The 23264-nt window shown below is 65.4% G+C and carries 19 protein-coding genes; 5 read left to right on the plus strand and 14 right to left on the minus strand.

The features are described 5' to 3' along the window. Positions 1 to 83 precede the first annotated feature (83 nt). Positions 84 to 494 (plus strand): Hpt domain-containing protein, encoded by a 411-nt coding sequence (locus NFC73_RS11975; protein ID WP_254750474.1) that lies wholly within the window; start codon positions 84 to 86, stop codon positions 492 to 494. On the opposite strand, the gene NFC73_RS11980 is transcribed toward NFC73_RS11975, so the two are convergent. Further along, complete coding sequence (locus NFC73_RS11980) at positions 467 to 1237, minus strand: response regulator transcription factor (protein WP_248762222.1); 771 nt, start codon at positions 1235 to 1237, stop codon at positions 467 to 469. The genes NFC73_RS11975 and NFC73_RS11980 overlap by 28 nt on opposite strands. Before the next feature lie 100 nt (positions 1238 to 1337). Here NFC73_RS11980 and NFC73_RS11985 point away from each other — a divergent pair, with 100 nt between their 5' ends. Further along, positions 1338 to 2993 carry a sensor histidine kinase gene (locus tag NFC73_RS11985; RefSeq protein ID WP_254750476.1) on the plus strand — a complete coding sequence of 552 codons (1656 nt, stop codon included), beginning with the start codon at positions 1338 to 1340 and terminating at the stop codon, positions 2991 to 2993. 9 nt (positions 2994 to 3002) lie between these two features. Here the strand turns inward: NFC73_RS11985 and NFC73_RS11990 are convergent, their stop codons facing one another. From NFC73_RS11990 to speB, 10 genes are all read right to left on the minus strand, one after another. Then, positions 3003 to 4292: a 5-methylcytosine restriction system specificity protein McrC gene (locus NFC73_RS11990; protein ID WP_254750478.1), complete on the minus strand. Its 1290-nt coding sequence runs from the start codon at positions 4290 to 4292 to the stop codon at positions 3003 to 3005. A gap of 61 nt (positions 4293 to 4353) precedes the next feature. After that, a complete protein-coding gene (locus NFC73_RS11995) occupies positions 4354 to 6588 on the minus strand; it encodes an McrB family protein (protein WP_254750480.1) in 2235 nt (744 codons plus the stop codon). A gap of 71 nt (positions 6589 to 6659) precedes the next feature. Further along, on the minus strand, positions 6660 to 6911 hold the full coding sequence (locus NFC73_RS12000; protein ID WP_141139620.1) for a PLDc N-terminal domain-containing protein: 252 nt from the start codon (positions 6909 to 6911) through the stop codon (positions 6660 to 6662). Between the two features lie 84 nt (positions 6912 to 6995). Beyond that, the gene (locus NFC73_RS12005) at positions 6996 to 7412 is read right to left on the minus strand and encodes an acyl-CoA thioesterase (protein ID WP_254750482.1); all 417 of its coding nucleotides are present in this window, start codon (positions 7410 to 7412) and stop codon (positions 6996 to 6998) included. 89 nt (positions 7413 to 7501) lie between these two features. After that, positions 7502 to 9433: an ABC transporter ATP-binding protein gene (locus tag NFC73_RS12010; RefSeq protein ID WP_254750702.1), complete on the minus strand. Its 1932-nt coding sequence runs from the start codon at positions 9431 to 9433 to the stop codon at positions 7502 to 7504. Positions 9434 to 9582: 149 nt separating this feature from the next. Further along, on the minus strand, positions 9583 to 11316 hold the full coding sequence (locus tag NFC73_RS12015) for an ABC transporter ATP-binding protein (protein ID WP_254750484.1): 1734 nt from the start codon (positions 11314 to 11316) through the stop codon (positions 9583 to 9585). Between the two features lie 247 nt (positions 11317 to 11563). After that, the gene (locus NFC73_RS12020) at positions 11564 to 13183 is read right to left on the minus strand and encodes an MFS transporter (protein WP_308292676.1); all 1620 of its coding nucleotides are present in this window, start codon (positions 13181 to 13183) and stop codon (positions 11564 to 11566) included. Between the two features lies 1 nt (position 13184). Next, positions 13185 to 13691, minus strand: coding sequence for a MarR family winged helix-turn-helix transcriptional regulator (locus NFC73_RS12025; protein ID WP_254750486.1), 507 nt, complete (start codon positions 13689 to 13691; stop codon positions 13185 to 13187). Between the two features lie 184 nt (positions 13692 to 13875). Further along, the gene (locus NFC73_RS12030) at positions 13876 to 15582 is read right to left on the minus strand and encodes a thiamine pyrophosphate-binding protein (RefSeq protein WP_254750488.1); all 1707 of its coding nucleotides are present in this window, start codon (positions 15580 to 15582) and stop codon (positions 13876 to 13878) included. Between the two features lie 5 nt (positions 15583 to 15587). Further along, complete coding sequence (speB, locus tag NFC73_RS12035) at positions 15588 to 16652, minus strand: agmatinase (protein WP_254750703.1); 1065 nt, start codon at positions 16650 to 16652, stop codon at positions 15588 to 15590. Between the two features lie 317 nt (positions 16653 to 16969). Here speB and NFC73_RS12040 point away from each other — a divergent pair, with 317 nt between their 5' ends. Then, positions 16970 to 17794 (plus strand): DUF559 domain-containing protein, encoded by an 825-nt coding sequence (locus tag NFC73_RS12040; RefSeq protein ID WP_254750490.1) that lies wholly within the window; start codon positions 16970 to 16972, stop codon positions 17792 to 17794. 173 nt (positions 17795 to 17967) lie between these two features. Here NFC73_RS12040 and NFC73_RS12045 read toward each other — a convergent pair whose 3' ends face one another. Then, positions 17968 to 18543 (minus strand): helix-turn-helix domain-containing protein, encoded by a 576-nt coding sequence (locus tag NFC73_RS12045; protein ID WP_254750492.1) that lies wholly within the window; start codon positions 18541 to 18543, stop codon positions 17968 to 17970. 278 nt (positions 18544 to 18821) lie between these two features. On the opposite strand from NFC73_RS12045, the gene NFC73_RS12050 reads away from it, so the two are divergent. After that, positions 18822 to 20363, plus strand: coding sequence for a sodium:solute symporter family protein (locus tag NFC73_RS12050; RefSeq protein WP_254750494.1), 1542 nt, complete (start codon positions 18822 to 18824; stop codon positions 20361 to 20363). An 81-nt stretch (positions 20364 to 20444) separates the two neighbouring features. Here NFC73_RS12050 and NFC73_RS12055 read toward each other — a convergent pair whose 3' ends face one another. Then, the gene (locus tag NFC73_RS12055; protein WP_254750496.1) at positions 20445 to 20669 is read right to left on the minus strand and encodes a hypothetical protein; all 225 of its coding nucleotides are present in this window, start codon (positions 20667 to 20669) and stop codon (positions 20445 to 20447) included. 268 nt (positions 20670 to 20937) lie between these two features. On the opposite strand from NFC73_RS12055, the gene NFC73_RS12060 reads away from it, so the two are divergent. Next, positions 20938 to 22077, plus strand: a complete 1140-nt coding sequence (locus NFC73_RS12060; RefSeq protein ID WP_254750498.1) for a VIT1/CCC1 transporter family protein — start codon at positions 20938 to 20940, stop codon at positions 22075 to 22077. Between the two features lie 38 nt (positions 22078 to 22115). On the opposite strand, the gene NFC73_RS12065 is transcribed toward NFC73_RS12060, so the two are convergent. Continuing rightward, complete coding sequence (locus NFC73_RS12065; protein WP_254750500.1) at positions 22116 to 23249, minus strand: LOG family protein; 1134 nt, start codon at positions 23247 to 23249, stop codon at positions 22116 to 22118. Positions 23250 to 23264 lie beyond the last annotated feature (15 nt).

Raw genomic sequence — 23264 nt, forward strand, 5'->3', positions numbered from 1 at the left:
GTAACAGATTTACTCTGAAAGTGGACACAAAACCAAGGCATATCCCGCTATGGGGGCGGCAGGCACGAGCGGAAGGGACGGAAATGGCACCATCCGATGACGCAGGGCGTCCCCTGGTAGATCCCTCCGTACTGGACCGGCTGAGGGTCGAACTCGACGAGGACGAGGGCTACTGCAGCGTGTTCGTAGGGAACTTCATCGACTGCTTGCCGCTCAGGATCGGCAAGCTGCGGCTGGCCTTGACCACCGGAGACCTGGACGGGGCCGTGGACGCGATCCTTAGCCTCAAGACATCGAGCCAGATGGTGGGCGCGGACCGGCTGGCGGGCCTGGCCATGGACCTTGAACGTTCAATCCGGGACGAGTCACCGACTGCGGAACTTTCGGTTGCACTGCCGCAGCTTGCCGTCAACTACCTACGGCCGATCAACCTGTGCAGCCGCCAGACCCTGCACAGGCTCCAGGCTCAGCGCCCGCCAGGCGCCAAACGGTAGCCCACGCCGCGGACCGTCTGCAGCCAGCGCGGCTGCTGCGGTGAATCACCGAGTTTCTTCCGGAGGTTGCCCATGTGCACCTCCACGGAGCGTTCGTCCGCCTCGCTGATGTAACTTCCGACGTCGTAATCCTCGTCCCGGAGCCGACGCACCAAATCCGATTTGGTCCGGACAGTCCTTCCCGCCTCGAGCAGGGCATACAGGAGTTCGAACTCGGTCCGGGTCAGGTTGAGCTCCTGGCCGTCCACGCTGACCGACCGTGAGGCGTAACTCAGCTCCAGTCCGTTGTGGCTGTAATGACCGTTTCCGCTGTCACTAACGGCGTCCGCCGGGCGATCAGAAACGGGAGCGCTCTCCCCCGCGTCCGGAACCGATCGGGGACGGCGCATCATCGCCGCGATCCGCGCGCGGAGTTCGCGGGGGCGGAAGGGCTTGGTGAGGTAGTCGTCTGCACCGGACTCGAGACCAATCAAAGTATCCAGTTCTTCAGCCCGTGCCGTGAGCATCACGATGTAAGCATCTGAAAACTCGCGGATCTGGCGGGAGACCTCGAACCCGTCGATATCCGGCAGCCCCAGATCAAGCGTTATGACGTCAGGATTCAAGATTCTCGCAGCCTTAACCCCTTCGGATCCGCTGCCCGCGACAGTGACATCAAACCCTGCCTGAGTCAGAACCGTTCGTACCAACTCGCGGATATCCTGATCATCCTCGATGACCAGACCCACTCGCGCTTCACTCATACCAGCCCCCTCCGCCAGCTTGACAACGTGAGAAGTATAGCCCGCTGCCGATATCCTGCTGGTATGCATCCCCCTATACTCCCACTTCAGGCCGCCTTTCATGAGTGAACCCGTAACGTGGGCCACGGGTCGCCTCAGGTTTTTTCGGCTGCCCTTCCATGAGTACCGGCTGACGGAGAGGGTTGCCCTCAGCCAGACGCCGCTCTTCGTCACCACCCTCCTTGCGGCATTCCTCACGGGCGCGTTCTTTCCGGGGACGATGAACAACCCCCTTTTCCAGGCCTTCCTCGCCTCCCAACTGGCGCTCATGGTCCTGTGCTACCTGGTGCCGTGGGACCGTCTGCCCTACACCAGTTTTCTGTTCATTCCGCTGCTGGACTTCGTCTCCATCGCCATTGGCAGGGAAGGCGGACAGGACAGCCTGACCGGAATCAGCCTCTTGGCAGTTTTCCCCGTCATCTGGCTGTGCGCCTCAGGTTACTACCCGCGCGCCTCGCTGTGGCTGTCGTTCTTCGGCCCCCTGGCCATCATCTGGGTTCCGCTGCTAATCCACGGCGACGTGTCCGGTCCCAGCTTGGCCAAGTCCCTCCTCCTCCCCGTCATGATGCTCGGAATCGGTGTCTCAGTCAGCATGCTGACCCTGAGCACGACCCGGCAGAAGCGGAGCCTGGAGCAGAAGGACGAGCAGCTCCAAGCCAGCCTGCTCAGCACAAGGCGGCACGAGGCCTTACTCAACTCCGTTCTTGACACCGTGCACCTGGGCGTCCTCGCCGTCGACGCAGACGGTCACGACATCCTGATGAACCGGAAACAGCGCGCCAACCACCAACTGGCCCGCCCAAAAGACATCGACGATCCGAACGAGTCCCAGCTGCTGGTCTTCGCCGCAGACCGTACCACCCCCGTCCCCGTGGCGGACCGACCCGTGCGCAGGGCCGTCCTGGGCGAAACGTTCACGGACTACCTGGTCTGGCTGGGCGCAGGCAAGGAACAGCGGGCCATCACCACCAGTGCCCGGGCCATGACGGACCCCGACGGGACGTTCGCCGGCTCGGTGATCGTGTTCAGCGACGTGACCGACCTGGTGGACGCCCTGGCCGCCAAGGATGATTTCGTCGCCAGCGTCTCCCACGAGTTCAGGACTCCCCTGACCTCCATCTTGGGGTACGTGGAACTCCTCCTGGAGGACGATCCCGCCAACGACCAACTCGAGCCACTGAACATCATCAACCGCAATTCAGAACGGCTCCTGACTCTGGTATCCGATCTTCTCGCCACCCGGAACGGGCAACTTATCGTGACCCCGCACGCCGTCGACGTCGCGGAACTCGTGCGTGCCAGCGTGTCCGCCGCGATGCCCCGCGCTGACGCCTCCCGTGTGGCCTTGAAAGCCGAAACACCAGCCAAGCTGGAGGCCCATGTGGACGGCCCCCGCATCTCCCAAGTGCTGGACAATCTGGTTTCCAACGCGATCAAATACTCGCCCGACGGCGGCAATGTCCTGGTGTCGTTGGAGCACGACGGCGGCGACCTCGCCTGCCGCGTCAGCGATACCGGCATGGGCATGAGCCCCAACGACCAGGCCCAGGTGTTCGCCAAGTTTTTCCGGACCAGCAACGTCCGCCGCACTGCCATTCCCGGCGTTGGCCTGGGCCTGCCCATCAGCAAGGCCATCGTGGAGGCTCACGGCGGAACCATCCAGGTGGAAAGCAGACTGGGCCAGGGCACCACGTTCACGTTCCGGATGCCGGTTTAGCCTCCCGGCCTAGGCTGGGCCCACGCCCGCCGGGTTCCCTTGCCGAGCTTGCGAGGTCAGGGGGCGGGTGGGGACCACTTCACCCCAGGACTGCCGTGCCAGGTCCGCCACAGCTGCCAGGATGTCCGACGGCGGCAGGGACAGATCCAGCGGAAACTCAACAATGTCGATGTCAGTGTTAAGGATCCGCCGCAGCTTCATCTCGCCCGCCCCCGCATAGACCAGCCAGGCGGTGGGCACACCCAGGGCGGTGCAGTGGGCGAGCATCTGGTAGTGGTCGGCGGTCAAGGACGCGCCAAAGTCAGCGGCGGCCTTGTACTTCGCGTTGTAGGCCACTACCGGCCGGCCACCCAAAAGGTGCACCGCGTCCGGGCGCACGGAAAGCCTGTCGGAATCATGGACAGCCTCGCTGAGAAGAGCGTTGTACTGCAGCCGCATTTCCCCCGGATACGCAGCCATCGCTTCGCGGAGCGCTGTGCCCACAAAATCCTCGAACACCTGGGCCATGTCCACCACAAAAGACGCCGTCTGCTGCTTCCCCTCCCCCGCCTCGGCGGAGGCATTCCGCAGGATCAGCTCAGCGAGGCGCAGCACTGACTGGTAGCGGACGTTCATCCTGCTCGGGGTCCACGGCGGCAGGGGCGCGCCCGATGGAAGGCGGGTGACGGCGTCGAGCTTTCCCTTCAGCTGCCGCAGGCGGCTCAGCACCTCAGGCCGGACGCGTGGAACCTGTCCCATCCGCTCCAGCGCGGCCCGCAGGATCCGGTTTTCGGCGATGTCCTCAGTGAATTCGTCATAGGACACTTCCAGCGGCACCAGCATGCCGGGGCGGCGCGAGATCTGGTCGGAAATCCGGATGCGACCCTTGACCGTGCGGAGGGACTCGTCAACGGTGAGGTAGCCCTGCAGGACTCCTCGTCCAAGCGCACGCTCAGCCATTTGGGCGAGGGATTCGGCCAGCGCGCTCCAGAGTTCGCGGTCCTCGGCAGCCGCCACGGAATCGGCCCGGAAGCCCTGATTACCGGCATAGCTGAGGAGGAACAGCAGCCTGCTCAGCCCCAGCCTGTCCTTGGGGCGAACATCCAGCTGGAGCGTGGCCGTGCGGACCGACCCCACCTTGCCCGCGGGCTCGATCCGGTACAAGCCCATGCCCATCGGGGACGCCTTGGCCAGCCCGCTGGCGTTCACGAAGGCCGCGCTGGCGGCATCCAGGCGTTCCACGGTGCCTTTGGACAGCTCGTCGAGGACCAGATGGCGCGCTGCCGGTGCACGGCCGCGCTGGGCTGCACCGCTGTGCACGGCGCCACCCAACGCGCCGCCACCGTGCACCGGGCCGCTGTGCGCGGGAGTGTGGGTTGGCTTAGCTGGTAACAAGGCGTCCCAGCAGCTGCTCCAGCCCGAACCGCTCCTCCAGCTGCGCCCGGGTCAGCTGGCCGTGGTAGTGCTCCTCCAGCAGCGGCATCAGCTCGTACTTCCAGATCCGGCGCAGCCCGCCCGGCGTCTGGGCGGCCGTCTTCATGAAGTACGACGGGCCGATCATCAGGTCCCTGTCCCACTCGTCGATGGCGGCGTTCAGCGCATCGAGCAGCAGCGCCGGTGTGGTGTCCAGGTCCCGCACCTGCAGGAACCGCAGCAGCGACCCCTTCACGGGCTCCGTCTGCGGGTGCAGCTCGATGAACGCGAACCGGCGCCGGATGGCTGCGTCCATCATGGCGATGGACCGGTCCGCGGTGTTCATGGTGCCGATGATGTACAGGTTGTCCGGCAGCGTAAACGGCTCGTTGGGGCTGTACTGCAGGTAGATCCGGTCATCGCGGTACTCCAGCAGGAAGTACAGCTCGCCGAATACCTTGGCCAGGTTGGCGCGGTTCATCTCGTCAATGATCAGGAAATACGGCTTCTTTTCGTTCCCGGGCTTGGCCGCTTCCTCGGCCAGCCGGCGCAGCGGCCCGGCCACGAGCTTGAAGGATACCTGGCCCTCGTCCGTCTTGTCCGGCCGGTAGCCCTCGAAAAAGTCCTCATACGCGTACGACGGGTGGAACTGCACCAGCTTCACCCGCTCGTCCGTGCTGTCCTGGGCCAGCTCCGCCGCGAGATGCTTGGCCAGGTACGTCTTGCCCGTTCCGGGCGGCCCGTACAGGACCAGCTGGCGGTTCTCCTCCAGCAGTTCCGCGATCTCCTGCAGCGGCTCCAGGTCCATGTGCAGCGAATCCGCGAAGTCGCGGCTCAGCGGGCGGAAGCCCTCCTGCACAGGGGGCACGACGGCGGCAGGCGCGTCGGCGTCGTCGTCCTCCGGTTCCGCCTCCGCCGGCACCAGCGCCTGCAGCGCCTGCACCACCCGGGTCACGTCAACAACGATCCCCGAGGTGGCCAGCTGGCGCTGGACGTGGCGGGGCAGGTCCGCGGCGGCGTGGCCGTCGTCGTCCAGCCAGCGCACCTTGCGCCGCAGCCGGCGGTTGTCGTCGTTGTGCTCAGGCTCGCCCAGCACCACGCCCAGCCGAACCGTGCCGGCGTGCTGGTAAAGGACCAGGTCGCCCGGCTTCATGACGGTCAGGAAGGCAAACACCGCCGTTTTGGTGTCCTCCCGCTCCACGTAGCCGAGATGCTTGTAGTCCTCGTCCACGGCGTGCTGCACCAGCCCCGCGGTCACGCCGGGGTCCAAATGGCGGAGATGTTCGACGTCGAGCGTCACCTTCTCCTCGTCCTGCCACGCTGTGAGGAGGTCAGCGTTGTCGCTGTGGGTACGTAGCAGCCACGCGCGTCGGCCGGGGTCCCCCACTTTGCGCCACTGGCTGACCAGCTGGCGGGCGTACCAGTCGATGCGCTGGCCCGCCTGTTCATCCAGGTGCAGGCGGATGCGGTTAATGTCCGCGGTGATTTCCTCGTCGGAATCGCCCTTGGCCCCGCCCACCAGCGAGGCGAAGGCGTCGCGAATTTCCTGCCGCTCCACGTCCGCCACTACCGGCTCGAAGTAGCTGGGCCAGGCCAGGTACTCGATGCTGCGGCGGATGGCGGGCTGGTCCGCCGGGGTGCCCGCGGCGAGCTCGTGGAACTTCAGCGGGTCCTTCAGCGCCTTGGCGATGGCCGTCGGAACCTGCTGGTCCACATGCTGCACAAACCGGCAGAGCCATTTCAGGTGGTCCCAGATGGTCCAGTTGAATTCGGCGGTGCGGTCCCTGATCACGCCGTGGTCCGTCATGCCCTTGTAGAGTTCCTCAGGCAGCTCCAGCGCTGTCTCCAGCCAGGAGGCGGCCTCCGCCACCCGGGCGCGCTTGACCTTCAGCGACTTGACCTCGTGCGCCAGGGGCAGCGACTGCAGGAAGAGCAGCTCCACGGCCAGCTGCTTGGCCTCCCGGGATGCGTCCTCGAGGTTCTGCCGGAGGTTGGTCATCATGGGCGCCTTGGCGTCCGCGGCTCCCCGGTCCAGGCGCTCCAGCAGCTCCGCCGCAGCCTCCGCTGTCCAGGTCAGGGTCTTCCCGTCCAGGGCCGACGGCTTGCCCTGCAGGCCCGGTCCCAGCACAAACCAGGCCGCGTCCTCGATCTCCTTTGAGACACCGAGGGCGCGGTGCATGGCAGTCTTAGGATTTGGGGTCATGGGTTCAAATTTACAGGCTCAAACTGGATGCCTGCTCCGAAGACCCTGACGGTGTGCAGATCCGAGGCCGGCTACTTAACTGCCCCGAGTCCGGCTCCGGGCCGCTTGCGCCCCAGAATGAAGTAGCCCATCGGCCCAATGAAATTGATCAGGGCGGCCACCCGCCAGGCTGCCTTCGGCCCGTTGATTTGCGCCGCCGGACGCTTGGAGATGTCACGCTGGGCGGCCAGCATCAGCGCCACCTGCCCTATCCCGATGACCACGAATCCCGCCCGTGCCGCCGGTGACATCTCTTTCCAGGTCTTTTTGTTTTTCTTGGCCATGGTTAACGCTCCTTAGTGGGTATTTCCAGTTTCCGGTGTGCGCCGTGCCTGCGCAACGGGTGTGCAGGCACGGCGCCGTACGGTTCAAAACGTGAACGGCGCAAGCCGCTCCTTCTGCTCCGGCGTCAGGCGAAGGACGCGGCCGGAAGCTTCGTCCACAAACGCCAGATGGCTGCTGGCCCGGACGCACTCCTCCCGGGTGACCGGATCCTGCACCACGTAGTGGATGTCGAAACTGGCGCCCTTCACCGCGCCGATCCACACGTGGACCACAGCCGGGACATTGCGGTATTCCAACGTCCTGACGTAGCGGATCCTGTGGTCCACCACCAGCGCCAGAGTTCCCTCCGGAACGTCGTTGAAGAGCGACACTTCCGGTTCGATGCCAGGCAGGCCGGCACCCCGGGGAGGCCCGAACGCTGCGATACGGGCCTCCTCGAGCATCCTGACAATCTGGACGTTGTTGATGTGCCCATAGGCATCCATGTCGCCCCAGCGCATCGGGACCAGGACCTCGATGCGCCGGGATTCCGGAGTGCTTGGACCGCGGCCGGACGTGTTCTCAGACTCGTGGTCGGTTCCCAGCGCGCTCAGCTGTGGACCGCCGTCGAATCGTCCACAACGGTTTCCTCAACATCGGAACCGGCGAACTGGGACATGTACAGCCGGTAGTAGGCACCCTCAGCCGCCAGCAGCGCCTTGTGGTTGCCCTGCTCCACGATCTTGCCGCTCTCCATCACCAGGATGGTGTCGGCGTCCCGGATGGTGGAGAGCCGGTGCGCGATCACAAAGCTGGTGCGGTCCGTGCGCAGCGCCGCCATGGCCTTTTGGACCAGCAGCTCGGTGCGTGTGTCCACGGAACTGGTTGCCTCGTCCAGGATGAGCAGCGACGGGTTGGCCACAAATGCGCGGGCGATGGTGATCAGCTGCTTTTCACCGGCGCTGACGTTGTTGCCTTCCTCATCGATCACGGTGTTGTAGCCCTCCGGCAGGGCGCGCACAAAACGGTCCACGAAGGTGGCCTTGGCGGCTGCCATGACCTGCTCCTCGGTGGCGTTCAGGTTGCCGTACCGGATGTTGTCGTAAATGGACCCGCCAAACAGCCAGGCGTCCTGGAGCACCATGCCCACCTTGGACCGCAGCTCGGACCTGCTCAGGTGCGTGACATCCACGCCGTCCAGGGTGATGGACCCGGAGTTGAGCTCGTAGAAGCGCATCACCAGGTTCACCAGGGTGGTTTTGCCGGCCCCCGTGGGACCGACGATTGCCACGGTGTGCCCCGGTTCCGCCGTGAAGGACAGGTCTTCAATCAGCGGTTTGTCCTCGGTGTAGCTGAACGTGACGTCCATGAACTCCACATGCCCGTCCGTCTTGGCCGGCAGGTGCTCGGTGGCGGTCTCGGAGTCCTGCTCATCGGCGTCAAGGAATTCAAAGACCCGCTCCGAGGACGCGACGCCGGACTGCAGCATGTTGGCCATGCCGGCCATCTGGCCCAGCGGCTGCGTGAACTCTCGCGAGTACTGGATGAACGCTGTGGCGTCGCCCAGGGACATCGAGCCGGAGGCCACGCGGAGGCCGCCCACGACGGCGATGCCCACATAGCTGAGGTAGGAAACGAACTGCATGACGGGGAAGATCATGCCGGAGACGAACTGGGCTCCGAAGCTGGCCTTATAGAGGGCCTCGTTCCGCTCTTCGAAGCGTTCCAGCATGTCAGCGTCACGGCCGAAGACCCGCACAAGATCGTGCCCGGAGAAGGATTCCTCGATCTGGCCGTTCAGCTCGCCCGTGTTCTTCCACTGGGCGGCGAAGAGCTTCTGGCTGCGCGAGCCGATCAGGCCGGCAGCCACACCGGACAGTGGCAGCGCAACGAGGGCGATGAGAGCGAGCTGCCAGGAGACGATGAACATCATGATGACGATGCCGATCACTGTCAGCAGCGAGCTGATCAGCTGTGCGAACGCCTGCTGCAGCGCCTGCTGGACGTTGTCGACGTCGTTCGTCACCCGGGAGAGGACGTCGCCGCGCTGGCGGGTGTCGAAGTAGTTCAGCGGGAGCCGGTTCAGCTTCTTTTCGGTGTCGTCCCGGAGCCGGCGGATGACCTTCATGACGATGCGGTTCAGCACGTAGCCCTGCAGCCAGAGGAAGATGTTGGCCACAAAGTACATCAGCAGCACGATGGCGATCAGGACCGAGAGTTTCTGGAAGTTGATCCCGGTGCCGGGAACCAGTTCCATCCGGGACACCATGTCCGCGAAGTTGTCCTGCCCCTGCTGGCGCAGCCCTTCCACGAACTCGTCCTTGCTGGCACCCGCGGGCAGCTGCTTGCCAACCACGCCGCCGAAGATGACGTCCATGGCCTGGCCCAGGATCCTGGGGGCGATGACGTTCAGGACCACCGAGACCACCACCAGTGCCACCACGGCGTAGATGCCCACAGCTTCAGGTTTCAGGAGCCCCAGCAACCTTTTGGCAGAGGGCCAGAAGTGCTCGGCCTTCTTGGCGGGCATGCCGCCGAACATGTCGCCGTCGGCCTCGGAGGGCTTGTATTCCTCCTCGAAGAAATCGTCGTCCTCCAGGAGGTCTTCGGGGGTTACGGAATCCGGCTTCGTTTCGGTGGTGGGGCCTGTCGTTTCGGTGGTCGAACCTGTCGAGACCTTCTTGGCGGCGCTCATGCCATTTCCTCCACGCTCAGCTGGGATTCAACAATTTCCTGGTAGGTGGGCGAGGTTTCCAGGAGTTCCTCATGCGTTCCGCGGTCCACGATCCGGCCATTGTCCAGAACCAGGATCTGGTCTGCGTCGGTGATTGTGGAGATCCGTTGGGCCACGATGATAACGGTGGCGTCGGCGGTGGACTGTTTCAGCGCGGCGCGGAGCCTGGCATCGGTTGCGACGTCCAGCGCCGAGAAGGAATCGTCAAAGAGGTAGACCTTGGGTTTGGTGATCAACGCCCGGGCGATGCAGAGCCGCTGCCGCTGGCCGCCGGAGACGTTGGTGCCGCCCTGGGCGATGCGGGCGTTTAGTCCGTTCTTCTTCTCGCGGACAAAGCCCTCGCCCTGGGCGATCTGCAGCGCGTCCCAGAGTTCCTGGTCCGTGGCCTCGGTCTTGCCGAAGCGCAGGTTGTGCTCGATGGTGCCCGAGAAGAGGTACGGCCGCTGCGGCACCAGGGCCACGCGCTTGGTGATCTCGGTACGGTCCAGGTTGCTGACGGAGACGCCGTCCAGGAGGACTTCGCCCTCGGCGATGTCGTACAGGCGCGGCAGCAGGGCCAGAAGCGAGGTCTTGCCTGCACCGGTGGAACCGATGATGGCAACGGTCTCACCCGGCTTGGCGGTGAAGCTGATGTTGCTCAGCACCGGCGTCTCGGCACCGGGGTAGGCAAAGGTGACGTTCCGGTACTCCACTACCCCGGCCAGCGTGGCGGGAGTCTCGGGACGTTCGGGATCGTGGATGGAGGGTTCGACGTCGAGCACTTCACCGATGCGGTCCGCGCAGACGGAGGCGCGCGGGATCATCATGGCCATAAACGTGCCCATCATGACGGCGATCAGGATCTGGAGCAGGTATTGCAGGAACGCGGTCAGGGCGCCCACCTGCATTTCGCCCGAATCCACGCGCTGGCCGCCGAACCACAGCACCGCGGCCGTGGACAGGTGCAGGATCATGCCGATGGCCGGGAACATCAGGACAAACAGGGCCCCGATTTTCAGGGAGACGTCGGTCAGGTCCTTGTTGGCAACACCGAAACGCTCGGTTTCATAGGGTTCGCGGACAAAGGCGCGGACGACGCGGATGCCGATGATCTGCTCGCGAAGGACGGCGTTGATGCGGTCGATCTTCTTCTGCATTGAACGGAACAGGGGCATCAGCCGGACCACCAGGTAGCCCACCACCACGATCAGCACGGGCACGGAGACCCAGACCAGCCAGGACAGGCTAAGGTCCTCACGCAGCGCCATGATGATGCCGCCGATGCACATGATGGGGGTAGCCACCATGAAGTTCAGGCCCATCAGCACGAGCATCTGGACCTGCTGGACATCGTTGGTGCCGCGTGTGATCAGGGTGGGGGCGCCGAACGAGTTCACGTCCTTGGCGGAGAAACTGGTGACCTTGCGGAACACTCCTCGGCGCAGGTCGCGGCCCACGGCCATGGCCGTTTTGGAGCCGTAGTAGACGCCGGCGATGGCCGTTCCCACCTGGACAATGGCCACCAGAAGCATCACGGATCCGGTCCGCCAGATGAAGTCCGTATCCCCGCGGGACACGCCTTCATCGATGATCTGGGCATTGAGGCTGGGAAGGTAGAGCGCCGCGATGGTGGACGCCAGTTGGAACGCAACGACGGCCACGATGTATGGCATATACGGTTTGGAGTAGCGCCGTATGAGGGTGAGGAGCATGCCCGTGAATCCTTAGGGAGAGAGCGCGAAATGATGAGGATAAGTAGTAACAGGCGGGGCTGACATTTCTCAGCCTACCTACTGTACGAAATCCGTTGCCCGAGCGAAACATCTGCGGCAAAGATCATCCGATCGGCGTACTCCGACCGCACGCTCCCCACCACACGCCTACGCGAAAGGACACGTGAGGCCCGGATCTGCGGGGCCTCACGTGTCCGTTCGCGCTTCTGTCAGTGGTTGGCGAAGGTCAGCGGTTCGCGGAGGCGAGCTCCGGCGTCGTGCTTTCAGCGTTGGCGTTTGCCTCGGCATCTGCGGTTGCCCCGCTGGCAGCCTCCGGCTGGATGTCCACGGTACGCCGCAGCGGGCGTTCCTTGATGAACAGGACCGAGATCAGGGCTATCACCGCGACGCCGGCGGAGATCAGGAAGATCTCGGCGGTGGCATCGCCGTAGGCGGCGCGCATAATTTCGCGGACCTGTTCCGGCATGTCAACAAGGTCCATGCTGGCTCCCGCAGACCCTCCCGTGACCGGGATGCCGGCCGCTGTCAGGCCTTGCGTGGCGAGTTCGCTGACCCGGCTGCTGAGGACGGCGCCGAGCACGGACACGCCGATCGCGCCGCCCACCGAACGGAAGAATGCCACCGACGAACTGGCCGTTCCGATGTCGGATGCCCGGACGGTGTTCTGCACCGCGAGGACCAGGTTCTGCATCAGCATGCCGAGGCCCACGCCGAGGATGGCCGTGAAGATCCCGGCCTGCCACAGTTCGGTGGTGTGGTCCATGGTGCCGGCGAGGCCGAGGCCGCCGATCAGCAGGATGGACCCGCCGACCAGGTACCCCTTCCACTTCCCGGTGCGGCTGATCAGCAGCCCGGCAACAACGGAGCCGGTCAGGTTGCCGGCGATCATCGGCAGCGTCAGGAGTCCGGCTTCGGTGGGCGTGGCGCCGCGGGCCACCTGGAAGTACTGGCCCAGGAAGGTGGTTGAACCGAACATCGCGATGCCCACGGCCACTGAGGCGATGATGGCCAATGCGGTAGTGCGTTCGGAGATGATCTTCAGCGGGATGATGGGCTGCTCCACCTTGGACTCCACCAGCACCAGCAGGGCTAGCAGCACCACACCGCCGCCCACCATGACGGCCGACTGCCAGGAAACCCAGTCGTAGTAGGCAGGGTTGCCGGCGAAGGAAACCCAGATCAGGAGCAGGCTGACGCCGGAGGTCAGCAGGATGGAGCCAAGCCAGTCGATCTTGACGTGGCGTTTGATGTGCTCGATTTTCAGGGTGATCTGGAGCAGGATAAGCGCGACGACGGCGAGCGGCACGCAGACGAAGAAGGTCCAGCGCCAGCCCAGCGGGCTGTCCACGATGAATCCGCCGAGCAGCGGGCCGCCGGCAGTGCCTACCGCCATCACGGCGCCCATGTAGCCGGAGTATTTGCCGCGGTCCCGCGGCGGGATCATGGTGCCGATGATGGCCTGCGCCAGCGCGGTGAGCCCGCCCATGGCCACGCCCTGGATAACGCGGGCGGTGAGCAGCAGCGGGATGGTCTCGGAGAGTCCGGCCATAACGGAGCCGGCCACGAAGATGACAATGCTCAGCTGGACCAGCAGCTTCTTGTTGAAGAGGTCGGACAGCTTGCCCCAGAGGGGGGTGGTCACGGCGTTGGCCAGCAGCGCGGCCGTAATGACCCAGGCGAAGTCGGTCTGGGTGCCGTGGAGGTCGGACATGATGGTGGGCAACGCGTTGGCCACGATGGTGCTGCTGAGGATGGCGGTGAAGAACGCCGCGAGGAGTCCGGTCAGGGCTTCCATGATCTGGCGGTGCGTCATCGCCAAGGGCGGTGCGGCGGGTTGGCTCGACATATCAGCGCTCCTGGAGGGTCTGGGTTGCGGCAGCTGTTGCCGCGGTTGAAAGTGCCGGGACTGCATGTGCCCGGGCTGATTGCTTCAGGGATTCCGAGAGTTTCGTCAGGATCCGTGCCGTGTCTTCGGCATCCTCCTGGCTCCAATCGCTGAGGTAGTCCTGCAGCGTGGCCGTGCGGTGCTCCTCGATCTTTCGGAGCTTGTCCGCGCCCTCCGGCGACAGGGCAACCAACTGGGCACGGCCGTCGTCGGGATCCTGCCGCCGGATGACGTAACCCTGCTCTTCAAGGTCAGCGATGTGGCGGCTGAGGACAGGGGCACTGACACCGAGCCGTTCCGCAAGCTGGGTGGCACGGGACTCCCCCTCCCCCACAAACCTGAGGACGCCCTGCAACGCAACCCCGGTGTCCTGTCCGCGGAAGCTCGCCGCAGCGACACATCGGACCACTCTTTGGAGATCGAAGATGCGGTAGACAAGGTCCGCTGCGGTGTCCGGGGCTACTGCCATAGTTGAGCTCTCCTCTTTTGTTTGCCTAGGCAACTATATGCATAAATGGTTGCTTTGGGAAACTAAAGAAGGGACGGTCGGGTTCAGGAGCCCTTAAACGCCAAGCGCGAACAGGCAGTTCATGCCCTCAAAATCGCTTCGAGAGGGTATTAGCTGCCAGTTCGCGCTGGTGTGGAGCGGCTGTTCAGTCGTCCAGGTGGGTGGGGCCGAACATTTTCAGGAGCGTTTCGACGACAACGACGTTGGGTCCGTCGGCCGCGAAACCCGCCTTGAGCGCGTCCCCGACATCCTCGGGGGCCACTCGCGCGGCCGGCACACCGAACGCTTCGGCGAGCTTGACGAAGTCGGGGCGTGCGAGCTCGGTGGCCGTGGCCTTGCCGAATGCGCCCACCATGTATTCGCGCAGGATGCCGTAGCCGCCGTCGTCCACGATCAGCCAGGTGACCGGGACGTTGTGCTGCTTGGCGGTGGCGAGTTCGGAGATGGAGTACATGGATGAACCGTCACCGGACACGGCAAGCACACGGCCCGGTTTGCCCACTGTTTCCAGCCCGACGGCGCCGCCGATGGCTGCCGGGAACCCGTAGCCCAGGCCGCCGGCGCCCTGGGCGGAGTGGAACTGGCCCTGCCGGGCATCCCAGCAGCTCCAGCCCCAATATGCCGCGATGGTCATGTCCCAGAATGTCTGCATGTCGTCGGGGACGGCTTCGCGGATGTCGGCCATGAACTTCAGTTCCTTGGCCAGGTCCTGCGATTCCAGCCGCGCCTTGACCTTGGCGAGGGATTCCTTCACCAGGTCCTCCGGGGATTTCCCGTGCCAACTGCGGGCGGCGTCGACGGGCGCAATCAGGGCGTCGTCGAGTGCGCTGAGCGCCTGGCCGGCGTCGGCGCGGATGCCCAGCCCGGGGCTGTTCGATTCGAGGACGCGCGGCTCGGCGTCGATCTGGATAATGCGGCCGCGTGGCGCGAACGTGAAGTAGTTGGACGTGACTTCACCGAGGGACGAGCCGATGACAATCAGGACGTCGGCATCTTCCAGGAGGTCCGTCATATGGCGGTCCTCGATCCAGGACTGCAGCGAGAGCTCATGGGTCCACGGGAAGGCGCCGTTGCCGCCGGGCGTGCAGATGACCGGTGCCCGCAGCTTCTCGGCAATGGACAGCAATGACTTTTCGGCCCTGCCCCGCCGAGTACCGCCGCCGGCGATGATGGCGGGACGTTCCGCTGTCGACAGCCATTTCACCGCTTCCCGGACCAGTTCCACGCGAGGCGGGTTGTCCGCTGCTTCGGCGAGCGCGTCCTCCACCGGGGGCACCATGATGGGATCCAGCAGCACGTTCTGCGGGATTTCCAGCCAGACCGGGCCCTGCGGCGAGGAAATGGCCTCAGTCCAGGCATCCTGGATGGCCGACGGGATCCCGGACGCGTGCTGGATCAGGCGCTGGCTCTTGGTGACGTTCGCGGCCGAGGCCTTCTGGTCATCGAGCTGGTGCAGCATGCCCTTGCGGCGGGCGCCGAGTCCTTCGAGCGGGATCTGGCTGGCCACTACCACCATGGGCACACCCGTGGCGTAGGCCTCCTGCAGGCCGGCCAGTGAGGTCAGCGCGCCGGGTCCGGTGGACAGGAACAGCACCCCGACTTCGCCGGTGGCGCGGGAGTACCCGTCCGCGGCGAAGGCGCTGTTGTTCTCCACGCGGGAGGACACAAAGTGCAGGTTGCCGCGGCCCATGGCGTCAAACAGGCCGAGCGCGTGCTGGCCCGGGATGCCGAAGACGGTCTTGGCGCCGAGCGCTTCAAGGGTTTCGACGACGAGGTCCCCGCCGTTGCGCTGGCTGGTCCGCTTACTGTCCCCTGCGGGCGCAGTTGCTGTGCCCGGATCGAAATCAATCATGGCGGCTACTCCTTGGTTCCGGCGGCGAAACCGGCAGGTTGACGGGCTTCTTGGCCGAGAGCCTGGGCGGCGTAGCCGTTGGCGGTCCCGAAACGGTCACCTTCAACAGCATTGTCCGCCATCAGGGTGACCAGTTCATAGGCCACGTGGCTGGCAGCCACGCCTGTGATTTCAGCGTGGTCGTAGGCCGGAGCCACCTCAACAATGTCCGCACCCACCAGGTTCATGCCGCGGAAGCCGCGGATGATCTCCAGGAGTTCGCGGCTGGTGATGCCGCCGGCTTCAGGGGTTCCGGTACCCGGGGCGTGCGCGGGGTCCAGGACATCGATGTCTACGGAGATGTAGAGCGGACGGTTGCCGATCCGGTCGCGGACCTTGGCCACGGTTTCGAGGACGCCCTGGTAGTAGACGTCGGCGGAGGTGACGATGCCGAACCCGAAGCGGTGGTCGTCGTCGAGGTCTTTTTTGCCGTAGAGCGGGCCGCGGGTGCCGATGTGGCTGATGGCTTCGGTGTCCAGGATGCCTTCCTCAACGGCCCGGCGGAACGGGGTGCCGTGGGTGTATTCGGCGCCGAAGTAGGTGTCCCAGGTGTCGAGATGGGCATCAAAGTGCAGCATGGCAATGGGTCCGCCGGCGCGCTCGGCAGCCGCGCGGAGCAACGGCAGGGCGATGGTGTGGTCCCCGCCGAGGGTCACCAGTTTGCTGCCGGCCGAGGTGAGGTCCAAGGCGTTCTGCTGGATGGTTTCGATGGCTTCGTTAATGTTGAACGGGTTGACCGCCATGTCGCCGGCGTCAGCCACCTGGATGTTTTCGAACGGGCTGACGTCCCAGGCGGGGTTGTAAGGGCGGAGCAGGCGGCTGGCCTCGCGGATGTGGTTGGAGCCGAAACGGGCACCCGGGCGGTACGAAACACCCGAGTCGAAGGGCACTCCCACCACCGTCACGTCCGCCTTGGCCACCTGGTCCAGGCGCGGCAGGCGGGCGTAGGTTGCAGCGCCGGCATAGCGCGGGATACGGGATGAATCGATGGGGCCAAGGTTGCCGTTGGCTTCGATGCGCAGCTCTTTCAAGATGAGCCTCTCCTTCGAGGATTGATCGGCGGGTGTGATAGCCATCATAGCCCGAAGTTTTCTTATGCGCATCAGTTGTTTACAAAACTCCCTTGGCTGAGGTCTCGGTTATCGCTCCCGCCCAGTTGCCTCGAGGGCTGTCCATGCGCCTCCGCCATCTGGCCCGCCGCGCCGCGGAATCCTGGGGCCCACCGTGGCAGGCAGCCTACCCGCGGCCCGAGGAACCGGGCAGGAGCGTCGAGCGCAGGCTGGGCAGGTTACCCACATGCGGATTGGCTCGCCTTCCGGAACCAGTTCGGGACGGCTGGAATGACCCCATGGACATCTACGAATTCCTCAAACGGACCGGCGGAGTTGCCCGCACCGCCCAGCTGCTTAGCGCCGGATACTCCAGGACGGACATCGAACACTTGACGGCGCGCGGCGTCACCCAGCCCCGCCGCGGCGTCCTTGTACATCCAGCTGCCAACGCCGATTTTGTTGCGGCCATCAGGCACAATGCGTGGCTCACCTGCGCCAGCGCAGCCGAACACTACGGGCTGTGGCTGCGGAACCCGCCAGCCGAACACCACTTGGCCTGCAACCATGGCCACAGCAGGGGCTTTATCCGGCACCGGACCAGCAGGTTCAATCCGCACCCCACACTGCCCCTGGCCGCAGTTGAAGATGTGGTGTTGCATGCCATCGGATGCCTGCCCGCCCCGGCCTCCACGGCAATCGCCACCTCGGCCGTCCGACTGCACGGCGTACCGCTCGAGCTGTTGAAGGACCAGCTCGGAGGAGATCGATCCCGTCCCGTGCTGGCGGCGCTGCGTGAGCTGGACCTGCGCGCCGAATCCATCGTGGAAGTCGACGCCCAATACCTCTTCCGCGCCAACGGCATCGCGTTTGATGCACAGGTTCAAATTCCGGGAATCGGGCGCGTCGATTTCCTCATCGAGGGTTTTCTGATCGTAGAAGTAGACGGCTTCGCCTTCCACTCGACCAGGAAAGCCCTGCGGCAAGACCTGGCGCGCAACAACGCGTCAACAGTGAATGGCTATGCTGTGCTGCGCTACCCGCCGGAGATCATTTGGTATCAACCCGAACGCGTTGTGGCAGAGATCCAAGCCGTCATCGCCCTGAAGAGACCGGCGCCGTGACATTCCCGCCCAGTTGCCTTGGCGAGCACCTGAGACGAACTGCTGATTTCCAGCGTCACCCGGGGCTGCCGGTGCGAAGCCGGAACAAAACGGGCCACAAACTGGGCCGGAACGCACGGAAGGCGCGGCAGAGGGCGGTAACACCACAACGCTAGCGAGCGGGGAGCAGCAACCTACCGGCTGGCCGCAGGGACAAGGACCCAGAGAACCTCGACGGCCTCATCCGTGGGATTGACCCACGTGTGCGGTTCGCGGCCCGGGAAGGTCACGGTGTCGCCGGTGCTGAGCTCGTATTCCTCGTTGGTCAGGATCAGCCGGATGCGTCCCTTGATCACATGGAGCACATCCACGTCGCAGTCCACGGCGTACAGCTCAGCCTCGCCGCGGCCATGCGGCTCGATGACGGCCTGGATGATCTGGATGCGCCGTTCGGAACGCGCAGTCAGCAGCCGCTCCACGATGCCTTCGCCGCCCAGGGAGATCCGTGGGCCTTCATCCCGCTTGGTCAGGTGGGTTTCCGGGGCTACAAACAGTTCGCCGATCGAGATGGACAGGACCTGGCACAGGGTCACCAGCGACGCGACAGACGGCGACGTAAGGTCACGTTCCACGCGGCTGAGGAAGCCCTTGGTCAGGCCGGTGGCGTCGGCAACCTGTTCGATGGTCAGCCGCTGCGACTGCCGTGCGGCACGGATTCGGGAACCGATGGCAACGGGAACGTTGCTCGGCTCAACTGGCAGTGCCTTCATGTTCGGACCTTTCGTGGCCGGCGGTGCGGCCCCATCTCTGGAGCAATCCTAATGGCAGCCGGCCCGCGTGGCGTGGAAGGCGGCGAACAGCAGACACTTCGGCCGACCTTGACTGTTGCGTCGGTCACAGCATACGCTCTTGGGCAACAAGTGTTGCCCCTGAGGCAATATTTGAGGAACTCTTCCTCCCAATTCCACAAGAGCAGCGGAAAACCGGCCTCCCCAGCAGCGCCGCCGGGATTCCAGACACACTGCAGATCAGCTCCAAGGAGCCCCAAATGGACGCTAACTTCGTCAACATCGCCATCGTGGTGGTGTACCTCATCGCCATGCTGGCCTTCGGCTGGTGGGGCAAGTCCCGCACCAAGAACAACAGCGACTTCCTGGTTGCCGGCCGCCGCCTCGGTCCCCTGCTCTACACCGGCACCATGGCCGCCGTCGTCCTGGGCGGTGCCTCCACCGTGGGCGGCGTTGGCCTCGGCTACAAGTTCGGCATCTCCGGCATGTGGCTGGTGGTCGCCATCGGCGCCGGTGTGCTCCTCCTGAGCCTGCTCTTCGCCGGCACCATCCAGCGCCTGAAGATTTACACGGTCTCCCAGATGCTCAGCCTGCGCTACGGCCAGCGCGCCACCCAGACCTCCGGCATCGTCATGCTGGCCTACACCCTGATGCTCTGCGCCACCTCCACCGGCGCCTACGCCACCATCTTCGTGGTCCTGTTCGACTGGGAGCGCTGGCTCGCCATCGCCGTCGGCGGCGCCATCGTCCTGGTGTACTCCACCATCGGCGGCATGTGGTCCATCACCCTGGCCGACCAGGTGCAGTTCATCATCAAGACCGTAGGCATCTTCGCCCTGATGCTGCCGTTCACGCTCAACGCCGCCGGCGGCCTCGATGGCATCCGCAGCCGCGTTGACGCCAGCTTCTTCCAGCTTGATGGCATCGGGATGCAGACCATCATCACGTACTTCGTGGTCTACACCCTGGGCCTCCTGATCGGCCAGGACATCTGGCAGCGCGTCTTCACCGCCAAGACCCCGACCGTGGCCCGCTGGGGCGGCGCAACGGCCGGCGTCTACTGCATCCTCTACGGCGTGGCCGGTGCCCTGATCGGCCTGGCCGCCCGCGTGGCCCTGCCCGACATCGACGTCGCCAACCTCGGCAAGGACGTTGTCTACGCTGAAGTCGCCACCCAGATCCTGCCGATCGGCATCGGCGGCCTGGTCATGGCCGCCGCGGTCGCCGCCATGATGTCCACCGCCTCCGGCGCCCTCATCGCAGCCGCCACGGTGGCCCGCGCCGACGTGGTGCCGTTCGTGGCCAGCTGGTTTGGCAAGACGATCAACACCGACGACACCGAAAACCCCGAGCACGACGTCAAGGCCAACCGTTACTGGGTCCTGGGCCTGGGCATCGTGGCCGTGCTGATCTCCATGGCGGCACAGGACGTCGTGGTGGCACTGACCATCGCCTACGACATCCTGGTGGGCGGCCTGCTGGTGGCCATCCTCGGCGGCCTGGTCTGGAAGCGCGGCACCGGCATCGCAGCCGCCTGGTCCATGGCCGTTGGCTCGGTCCTGACCCTGGCACTGCTGATCATGTACGCCCTCGGAGTCATCCCCAGCGTTGACGGCGTCTACGCCAACGAACCCATCTACTGGGGCCTCGGCGCCTCGCTGGTCTCCTACATCGTGATCTCGCTGCTCACGCCTCCCACGGACCCCGAGGTCCGCGAGGCCTGGGAGAAGCGGGTCGCGGGAGCGGTCACCGAAGAGCTGCCCATGGAGGCCCACCCGGTCGCCAGCCACGCGAGCCGCTGACCCGGCAGCTTCACTGAGTTAAGCACGACGGCGGCACTCCCCTTCGCTTCCCCGCGAACCGGAGTGCCGCCGTCGTTCGTTCTATTCGGCTCCGCGGAATTCGTCCTCATCGAGTGGAACCACGCGCTCCTCGGCGTCGACTGCCACCGGGGGCGTGGGAACCACCACCTTTTCCTCGTCCAGGAATTCGTCCTCGGCGTCCCAGTCGTCCACGCTGACGGGGACGTCCTCGGCGTAGTCGTAAGCGGGATCCGATTCAACAGATTCCAGGTGCGGCATGTCCGGGTGCTGTCCGGTGGTGCTCATGATTCGACCTCCGTTTGTTCGCCTGACGTGCTTTGTTGATGGGTGCCGCCCGTGGGCGCGGGCGGACGCCACTCCTTCATCACAGCACCGCCGGTGGGCCCGGTCAAGAGCCGGCGCAACCCGTCCGGTCACACCCGGCAGACTGCCGAATTTTGAGGGAAACCTAAACTCCGCAGTGAGGGCAGCCAGCCGAAAATCCGCGGAATTCCGCGGTAAGCTGGGCGGTGCAATGGGGCCGAACCATGCCCATCCAGCACAGGAGCCTTGTGTGTCTCAGCACCCCAATCCCAGCCAAGCCCGGCCGACGGATTCCGCCCCATCCGCGCCGCAGCCCACCCCGGCGGACATCCGCCGGTGGCGCCAGTACCTGGCGGACGAACGGGCAGAGGCCGCCGTCTACCGCGATCTCGCCCAGAACCGCGACGGCGAAGAGCGTGCCATCCTGCTGGCCCTCGCCGAAGCCGAGGGGCGGCACGAGGCCCACTGGCTCACGCTTCTCGGCGATCACGCCCAAAAATCCCGGCCGGCGTCACTGCGCAGCCAGTTCCTGGGCTTCCTGGCCCGCCACTTCGGCTCCGTTTTCGTCCTGGCCCTCGCCCAGCGCGCTGAAGGCCGCTCCCCCTACGCCTTGGATCCCAACGCCACGGATGCCATGGCAGCGGATGAACAGATCCATGAGGAAGTGGTCCGCGGCCTGGCAACCCGTGGCCGCAACCGGCTCGCCGGGACATTCCGTGCCGCCGTTTTTGGCGCCAACGATGGCCTGGTCAGCAACCTCTCACTCGTGGTGGGCATGGCCGCTTCCGGCGTGGCGAGCGGGGTGGTGCTGCTCAGCGGTGTGGCAGGGCTCCTCGCCGGTGCCATGTCCATGGCCGCGGGCGAGTTTGTCTCCGTGCGGTCCCAGCGCGAGCTCCTGGCCGCCACGCGTCCCACCCAGATCACCCTCGCGGCCGCCCCGAAACTGGACATCGAACACAACGAACTGATGCTCGTCTACCTGGCGCGCGGGATGTCCCACGAAGCGGCCGCACACCGCGTGGCCGAACGCATGGGGCTGCTGAGCTGCGACTGCGATCCCAGCCTGTCGCTCCAGCCCGAGGTTCCGGAGGCTGAAGACCAGCACGAGGCCGTGGGCACCGCGTGGGGGGCGGCGCTGTCCAGCTTCTGCTTTTTCGCGTCCGGCGCCGTGGTCCCCATCCTGCCGTTCCTGTTCGGCCTGACCGGCGTGGCCGCCCTGGTGGTGGCCGCGGTGCTGGTGGGGCTGGCGCTGCTGGCCACCGGCGGAATCGTGGGCCTGCTGTCCGGAACGTCGCCGCTGACGCGCGGGCTCCGCCAACTGGGCATCGGCCTCGGCGCCGCCGCCGTGACCTACGTGCTGGGGCTGGCCTTCGGCACCGTGGTGGGTTAACCGCCGAGCATGGGCGACAGGCCTCTGGCTTGGAAGTGCTAGCCGCCCAGCACTGCGAGCGCCTCGTCCACACTGTCCACCAGGAAGATCCGGTCCTCCATGACCCGTCCGGCAGCCAGCCGCTGGAGCACGGGCCACGCGGGATACTCGTGCTCCCAGTGGCGCCGTCCCACCAACACCATCGGCGTCACGGCTTCGCGCGCGCTGTAGTAGTTCTCGCAGGCGTCCTGGAAGATTTCCTGCACGGTACCGGCCGCTCCCGGCAGGAAGATGATGCCGCCGTCGCACAGTTCCAGCAGGATCGCCTCCCGGATGGCGTTGGCAAAGTATTTGGCGATGTGGGTGGCAAAGTAGTTCGGCGGCTCATGCCCATAAAACCAGGTGGGGATGCCCAGCGACGGCGTGCCGCCCGGATAACGTTCGACGACGGCGGCCGCCTCGCGCGCCCACGCGGACACCGAGGGTCGGAAGCCGGGGACGGATCCAAGCCCGGCGAGGGCCGCCGTGAACTCCGGGTGCGGAACGCGGCTGAGATACGCGCCGAGGTTTGCCGCTTCCATGGTGCCAGGGCCGCCGCCGGTTGCCACCATCCGCCCGGTCTGCGCCAGGAGCCTGCCCAGCTCGGCTGCCTGGGCGAACTCCGGAGTGCCGCGCTGGGCGGCATGCCCGCCCATCACGCCCACAGTGGTGCGGCCGGCGTGGAGGTGCGAGTGTGTGAACTCGTCCAGGGCATCGCCGATGGCGTGGTCATGCAGCGCCGAGGCCAGGGTGGCATCCAGCCGGTTGCGCTGCCCCGCGCGGATGCTCCACTGGTACACCAGGGCGTCAGGCAGCTCCTCATAGGGTGAAATTTCCAGGCCGGCATACAGTTCCTGCGGCGTGTAGAGCCGGGCACGGTAGGGATCGAACGGCACACCCTGCAGCCTGGGGAAGATCAGTGCGCCGCGGCGGCGAAGCCCATCCTCCACGCCCTGGTCGAAGGTACACCCCAGGAAAATGGCGCCTTCCACTTCCAGCGCCTCAAGCGCTGCCTTGCGGCCGCGCAGGTCCAGGGACTGGGCGTGCCAGCCGTGCATGGCTACCGCACCGGCTGCGACGAGCCGGTCGAAGGCGTCCAGGCTCTCAACCTCAAGGGTCCGCGGGCTGGGGACCAAGCCGCCGGAGGGATTCATAGTGCCAGCCTAGAC

Source organism: Pseudarthrobacter humi (assembly GCF_024294965.1).
Lineage (GTDB): Bacteria > Actinomycetota > Actinomycetes > Actinomycetales > Micrococcaceae > Arthrobacter > Arthrobacter humi.